Annotated in this window: 5 protein-coding genes; 2 read left to right on the top strand and 3 right to left on the bottom strand. The window is 62.4% G+C overall.

The window, feature by feature from the left end:
* Nucleotides 1-40 precede the first annotated feature (40 nt).
* Together O3306_RS04985 and O3306_RS04990 are read right to left on the bottom strand one after the other, a co-directional pair.
* Entirely contained in the window at nt 41-925 is an 885-nt protein-coding gene (locus O3306_RS04985; protein WP_272004146.1) for a 50S ribosomal protein L11 methyltransferase, read from the bottom strand.
* 21 nt (nt 926-946) lie between these two features.
* On the bottom strand, nt 947-2,179 hold the full coding sequence (locus O3306_RS04990) for an MFS transporter (RefSeq protein WP_272004149.1): 1,233 nt from the start codon (nt 2,177-2,179) through the stop codon (nt 947-949).
* Nucleotides 2,180-2,370: 191 nt separating this feature from the next.
* Here O3306_RS04990 and O3306_RS04995 point away from each other — a divergent pair, with 191 nt between their 5' ends.
* Nucleotides 2,371-3,351 carry a hypothetical protein gene (locus O3306_RS04995; protein ID WP_272004151.1) on the top strand — a complete coding sequence of 327 codons (981 nt, stop codon included), beginning with the start codon at nt 2,371-2,373 and terminating at the stop codon, nt 3,349-3,351.
* 20 nt (nt 3,352-3,371) lie between these two features.
* Here O3306_RS04995 and O3306_RS05000 read toward each other — a convergent pair whose 3' ends face one another.
* Entirely contained in the window at nt 3,372-5,573 is a 2,202-nt protein-coding gene (locus tag O3306_RS05000) for a primosomal protein N' (protein WP_272004153.1), read from the bottom strand.
* Nucleotides 5,574-5,667: 94 nt separating this feature from the next.
* Between O3306_RS05000 and fsa the strand changes: the two genes are divergently transcribed.
* Nucleotides 5,668-6,321 (top strand): fructose-6-phosphate aldolase, encoded by a 654-nt coding sequence (gene fsa / locus O3306_RS05005; RefSeq protein WP_272004156.1) that lies wholly within the window; start codon nt 5,668-5,670, stop codon nt 6,319-6,321.
* Nucleotides 6,322-6,535: the final 214 nt, after the last annotated feature.

Raw genomic sequence — 6,535 nt, forward strand, 5'->3', positions numbered from 1 at the left:
ATGTGGCAATTTTGGGGCAAGCGCCTTGATTTCGCTACTTTTAGACAGACTTTCTGCATATTTTACAAAGCGTTGTCGTCGTCCACTCACCAATCTCTTCTCGACGCACAACATTGTTTCCACAACGTGTATAAACGTCGATCACCTCATCTGCCTGTTCGTTCAGGACGCCGGACAGAATCACAAGTCCACCATCATTGAGTCGCGCCGTCACCTCCGGAGCCAATGCGATCAGCGGCCCCATCAGGATGTTCGCGCATATCAGATCAAATGGTGCAGCGGCTTCCAGCACCGGGTGATCAAGGCCGGTGGCCTCCAGGCACTCCACCCGGTCCTGCAACCCGTTGGCCCGTACATTGGCCAGCGCCACCTCGACCGCGACCTCGTCGATATCGCTGGCAAGGACACGACCAGGCCAGAGCCGTGCAGCGGCCATCGCCAGCACTGCCGTACCGCAGCCGATATCGGCCACCGCGTCCGGAACAAACCCATCGACCGCCAACGCATCGATCGCGCGCAGACAGCCAAGCGTCGTGCCGTGATGCCCGGTGCCGAACGCCATCGCCGCCTCGATCAGCAGCGGCTCGCAGTCCTCGGGCACCTTGTCTGCGTCATGACTGCCATAGACAAAGAAGCGCCCGGCCTCGACCGGCGACAACTCGCGGCGCACCTTGGCAACCCAGTCAGTGTCGGGCAATTCCGACACGACAAAGGGCCGCGCGCCATGCATCTTCGCCAAAAGCGCGAGCCCTGCCTGATCCGGCATATCCTCGAAATAGCCGCCGACTTCCCACAGGCCGCTGCCATCCTCGATTTCTGTTGTCCCGACACCGGTAGGTTCTGGGCTGAGCCGTTCAAGATCGTCGGCCAAGGCTTCGGCTGCGGCCATGCCGCTAAGGGTCGTGAGGGCGGTATAAGTTGGCATGTATCGGGTCCTCTCGGGGGCTTATTCTGCCGGGGCGGCGGTAAAGCGTGACAGGGTGGTTTCGTTGCCCGGCTCCGGGTGGCGCGGGATCAACAGCGCCAATAGCAGCGAGAGGCCCGCCATACCAGCCGCCAAAAAGAACACCGCCGCCGGAGACGCCAGCCACAGATACCCCAGCAGCACCGGCAGGAACACCGCAGCGATATGGTTGATGGTAAAGGCCACGGCAGCTGTCGGCGCGATGTCACCGGGGGCGGCGATCTTCTGAAAGTAGGTCTTGAGCGCCAATGCCAGCGCAAAGAGCATATGATCAATCACGTAAAGCGTCGCCGCCAGCAGCACGCCCCAGCCAAAGAAGTAGATGCCGCCATAGGCCAGAAACACGACTATTAGCCCGACATATTCGAACATCAGCGTCCGGCGTTCACCGAACCGCGCCACGGCGGCCCCCATGAACGGTGCAAAGACCATGTTGGCCACCAGATTGATGAGATAAAGTGCGGTAATCTCGTGTACGTCAAAGCCAAATTTCTCAACCATCATGAACCCGGCGAACACGACAAAAATCTGCCGTCGCGCACCGGCCATGAACTGCAGACAGTAATAAAGCCAGTAACGCCGCCGCAAGATCATCTTCTTGAGCTGCGGATTGGGTGCCTCGAACTGCGGATAGGCAATCATGGCAAACACCGCGATGGCAGCGGTGGTGCCGCCCGACAGCATGTAGACGATAGTGTAGGTCAGCCCCAACGGCTCCCACAGCAACACAATCAGCCCGTAAGAGATCAGCGTCGCGCCGGATCCGGCGGCTACCAGCCAGCCCAGCACGCGTGGAGCGCGCGCCTTGTCCAGCCATTGCAGCTGTAACGACTGGTTGACCGTCTCGTAGTAATGAAACCCGATCGAGCTGAGCATCGTGATGGTCAGAATCCCGCCCATCGTGGGATAATGCGCAGTCACCGCCGTCGCCACGCCCAACAGGACCAGTGACACAAGCGCCAGCACCTGTTCGCGGACGAATATGATGATCGCGATCACCCCGATGGCCAGAAACCCGGGGATTTCGCGTACCGTGTGCAGCCAGCCGATGTCAGAACCATCGAACTGCGCCACCTCGATTACGAAGTTGTTGAGCAACGCCGACCACGTGGCAAAGGCGATGGGCATCGCCGCTGCCATGAGAAAGAGCAAGGTAATCGGCCGCCGCCAAAACGGCAGATGCCGGGCCTCGGCCAGAGGAACATATTGTGTCATTGATCCGCTCTACGCCTGAAACCCTTCATTGGGAAGACTGACGCGCATTCTGTCCCGCTCTGGCGAGCCGGACACTTGCCAAACGACCGCATGTTGCTGGTAGAGTGTCGCGGAATGCCGCCACGCGGGGACGGTCCCTCGCGCCGCCAGTAGTCAACTCGGGGATTGCCGACAGATAAAGGTTTTGACCAATGACAGATTTTTCCTTCGCCACTTCCTTGTCGCTGATGCGCCGCACGGCCCCTTTCGTCATCTTCCGCATGGCCGTCTATTTCGGCATCGCCGTCGCCTATGTTCTGGCCACCGGGACCGGGGCTGGCATCGGCTGGGGCGTGGGTGCCTTTGGCGATGCGGATTTCCGGGCCTCCACGACATTCTGGGGTGGCGGCATCGGCTTTGCCTCGGTGGCGGCCGTGCTCTATTTCCTGCGCGAATACATCCTCTACATGGTCAAGGCCGGCCATATCGCCGTGATGGTCGAACTGCTGGATAACCAGACCCTGCCCGAAGGGCGCGGCCAGATCGCCCATGCGCAGAACGTGGTCAAGGAGCGGTTCGCCCAGTCGAGCACGCTTTTCGCGCTGGATCAGTTGATCAAGGGCGTGCTGCGCATGATCACCGGGCTGCTTCAGGGGTTGGCCTCATTCCTGCCGATTCCGGGAACCCAAGGGCTGATGCGGGTCTTGCGCGCCTATCTCAGGGTTGCGGTCGGCCTGATCGATGAAGTGATCCTTGCCCATCTCATCCGCACCAGATCCGACAACCCGTGGAAAGACGCGCAATCGGCGCTAGTCCTTTATGCGCAGAATGCCAAACCGATGCTGATAAACGCGGCGGTGATCACGCTGGTCACATGGGCGCTGGCGCTTCTGGTGTTCGTGATCATGCTCGCTCCCGCCGGAGCGGTCGTCTACATGATCCCCGGTGCATGGTCGGCGGGCGGTTTCGTCTTTGCCATCCTCTTTGCCTGGGCGGTCAAGGTGGCGCTGATCGAACCCTTTGCCATCGCCTGCCTGCTTCAAGCGTTCTTCAAGGTGACTGAAGGCCAGGTGCCGAACCCCGAATGGGAGGCGAAACTGCAGGGCGCATCGACCAAGTTCCGCAAGCTGGGCGAGCGGGCCGTGGGCTGGGCGACTGGCGGGCGCGCGGCGCAGGAAAACACCGGAGCCTGAAGCCACCGCGCTTCACGCCTTCAATAAAAGCTCTGCGGGTCGATATCGACGCTCAGACGCAGCGTGTTGGGCGCCCGCACGCCGCTGATCCAGCGCGCCACCGCCGGCTGCAGCGGCGCCCCCTTGGGGGCCTTGACCAGAAGCCGCACGCGGTGACGGCCGCGAATTCGCGCGATGGGCGCGGGTGCAGGCCCGTACACCTCGGCCCCGATCTGGCGCAACGGTGCGTCATTGCGCGCCAGCGCATTGCCCAGATCGAAGGCATCCTGCAGTTCAGGCGAACTGAGGATGATCCCGGCCATCCGGCCATAGGGCGGCACACCCGCCGCCTCGCGCCCTGCCGCCTCGGCCCGCCAGAAGCCTTCTTCGTCACCACTGAGGATCGCGCGGATGACCGGATGCTCGGGCTGGAACGTCTGCAACAGTGCCGTGCCCGGCTTCTCGGCGCGCCCGGCGCGTCCGGCGACCTGCCGCATCAATTGAAACGTGCGCTCGGCGGCGCGCAGGTCTGACCCTTGCAGGCCCAGATCCGCGTCAATCACCCCCACCAGCGTCAGCAGCGGAAAGTTGTGGCCTTTCGCCACCAGCTGCGTGCCGATGATGATGTCGGCCCCGCCATCTGCGATCTGGCCGATCTGTTCCTTCAATGCCCGCGCAGAGCCGAACATGTCAGAACTGAGCGTGGCGATACGTGCCTCGGGGAACAGCGCTGCCGCCTCTTCGCCCATTCGTTCCACCCCCGGACCAACAGCGGCCAGCCGCCCCTCGACCTCGCAAGACGGGCAGGCCTCGGGCATTGGCCTTGTCTCGCCGCATTGGTGGCACATCAAACGTTTCAGGAACCGGTGCTCGACCATGCGCGCGTCGCAATGTTCGCATGCGATCTGGTTGCCGCAGGCACGGCAGAGCGTGACCGGCGCATAGCCGCGCCGATTGAGGAACAGCAACGATTGCTCGCCCTTGGCCAGCCGCGAGCGAATGGCCGCCTGCAGCGTGGGCGACACCCAGCGATTCCCCGGCAGGGTTTCGGCTCGCATGTCGATGCAGCGGATCTCGGGCATCACCGCCGCCCCGAACCGCGCCGCCAGATCAAGCCGGGTATATTTGCCCGCCTCCGCGTTGCTCCAGCTTTCCAACGATGGCGTGGCCGAGGCCAGAACCACTTGCGCGCCCACGATGGATGCCCGCAGCACCGCCATGTCGCGGGCATTGTACATCACGCCGTCCTCTTGCTTGTAGGAGGTGTCGTGTTCTTCATCCACGACGATCAGCCCCAAGTCACGGAACGGCAGGAACAGCGCCGAGCGCGCGCCGACCACCAGCTGCGCGCCACCCTGCCCGACCATCTTCCAGATGCGCCGCCGCTCTGTCATCGTCACGCCTGAGTGCCATTCGGCGGCGCGTGCGCCAAACCGCGCCTCGACGCGGGTCAGGAATTCGGCACTGAGCGCGATTTCAGGCAGCAGCACCAGCGCCTGACGGCCCTGCCGCAAGGCCTCGGCCACCGCTTCAAGATAAACCTCTGTCTTGCCCGATCCGGTGACGCCCCGCAGCAGGGTCGTGCCGTAATCGCCCGTGCGCACCGCCGCGCGCAGCGTCTCGGCACAGGCCGCCTGATCTCCGGTCAGCGCCTTGCCCGCGTGATCGGGATCAAGCCGCCGGTAGGGCAGGTCGCGCGGCGTGTCCTCTTCGGCCACCACGCGCTGCTTGACGAGCCCCTTGATGACAGAGCTGGAAACGCCCGCCTCTTCGCTCAGTTCCTTGAGCGTGAATACCGTGTCGCCGAAACTCTCCAGCACGTCCATCACGCGGGCGCGGGCATCGGTCATGCGGTCGGGGCCGCCATGGCCCAGCCGGTACACCTTGCGCATCGACGGCGGATCACCCAGCCCCGGCGCGCGGGTGGCCAGCCGCAGCATCGCCGTCAGCGGCGTCAGCGTGTAATCGGCCGCGCGGCGCAGGAATATCTGCATCTCCTCGCGCATCGGGGCCACATCCAGCACGCGCATCACGCTGCGCACCTTATTGATGTCGAAATCCCCCTGCCCCGGCCCCCAGACGACACCAACCACCTTGCGCGGCCCCAACGGCACCTCGACAAACGCGCCGATCTGGCAGCCTCCCTCCGGCGCCTTGTAATCCAGCAACCGGTCCAGCGGCTGCGTCGTCAGCACACCCACCAACGCACCTTCGTCAAAGAAATCAGCAGAGGGCGAGGGCAATTGCAAAGCTCCGGGGAAAGGGGTTTCGGCAGGTCAGTCTATGAGGTAATGGAGGGACCAACAAACTCCAATCCCTGCCAGAGAGGGCAAGCCCATGAAATTTTTCGTCGATACAGCCGAAGTCGATCAGATTGCCGAGTTGAATGATCTTGGCATGGTGGACGGGGTCACCACGAACCCGTCGCTGATTCTGAAATCAGGCCGCGACATTCTGGAAGTGACCAAAGAGATCGCCGAGATGGTCGATGGCCCCGTCAGCGCCGAAGTGGTGGCGCTTGAAGCGGATGCGATGATCGAAGAGGGCCGCAAGCTGGCCAAGATCGCCGACAATATTGCCGTGAAAGTGCCGCTGACATGGGCCGGGCTCAAGGCGTGCAACGTGCTTTCGAGCGAAGGCAACATGGTCAACGTCACGCTGTGTTTCTCGGCCAATCAGGCGCTTCTGGCGGCCAAGGCCGGCGCCACATTCATCAGCCCGTTCATCGGGCGGCTTGATGATATCAACCTCGATGGGATGGAGCTGATCTCGGACATCCGGCAGATCTACGACAACTACGGCTTTGACACGCAGATTCTTGCCGCCTCGATCCGTTCGGTGAATCACGCCTACCAGGCGGCGATGATCGGCTCAGACGTGATGACCGCCCCGCCGAAAGTGATCAAGGCGATGGCCGAACACGTGCTGACCGACAAGGGGCTGGACGCGTTCATGAAGGACTGGGCCAAGACGGGACAGAAGATCGTCTGAGGCGAAAGCGTGGGGGCTGCCCGCCCCCAGCCCCTGACGTTAAATGTTGATGCAGAACAGAAAAGCCACCTGAGTATGGTGCACATACTGCAAAGGCCCTCGAAGATATCTTCGAGGGCCTTATGCGCGAGTTATTCCTAGCAACTGTATCTTCAACTTGCTGGAACGGCCCATTTCTGGCTTGATTTACAGAGGGCGTTGACGATTGTGACGA

It is taken from the genome of Roseovarius sp. ZX-A-9 (assembly GCF_028369135.1).
Classification (GTDB): Bacteria; Pseudomonadota; Alphaproteobacteria; order Rhodobacterales; family Rhodobacteraceae; genus Roseovarius.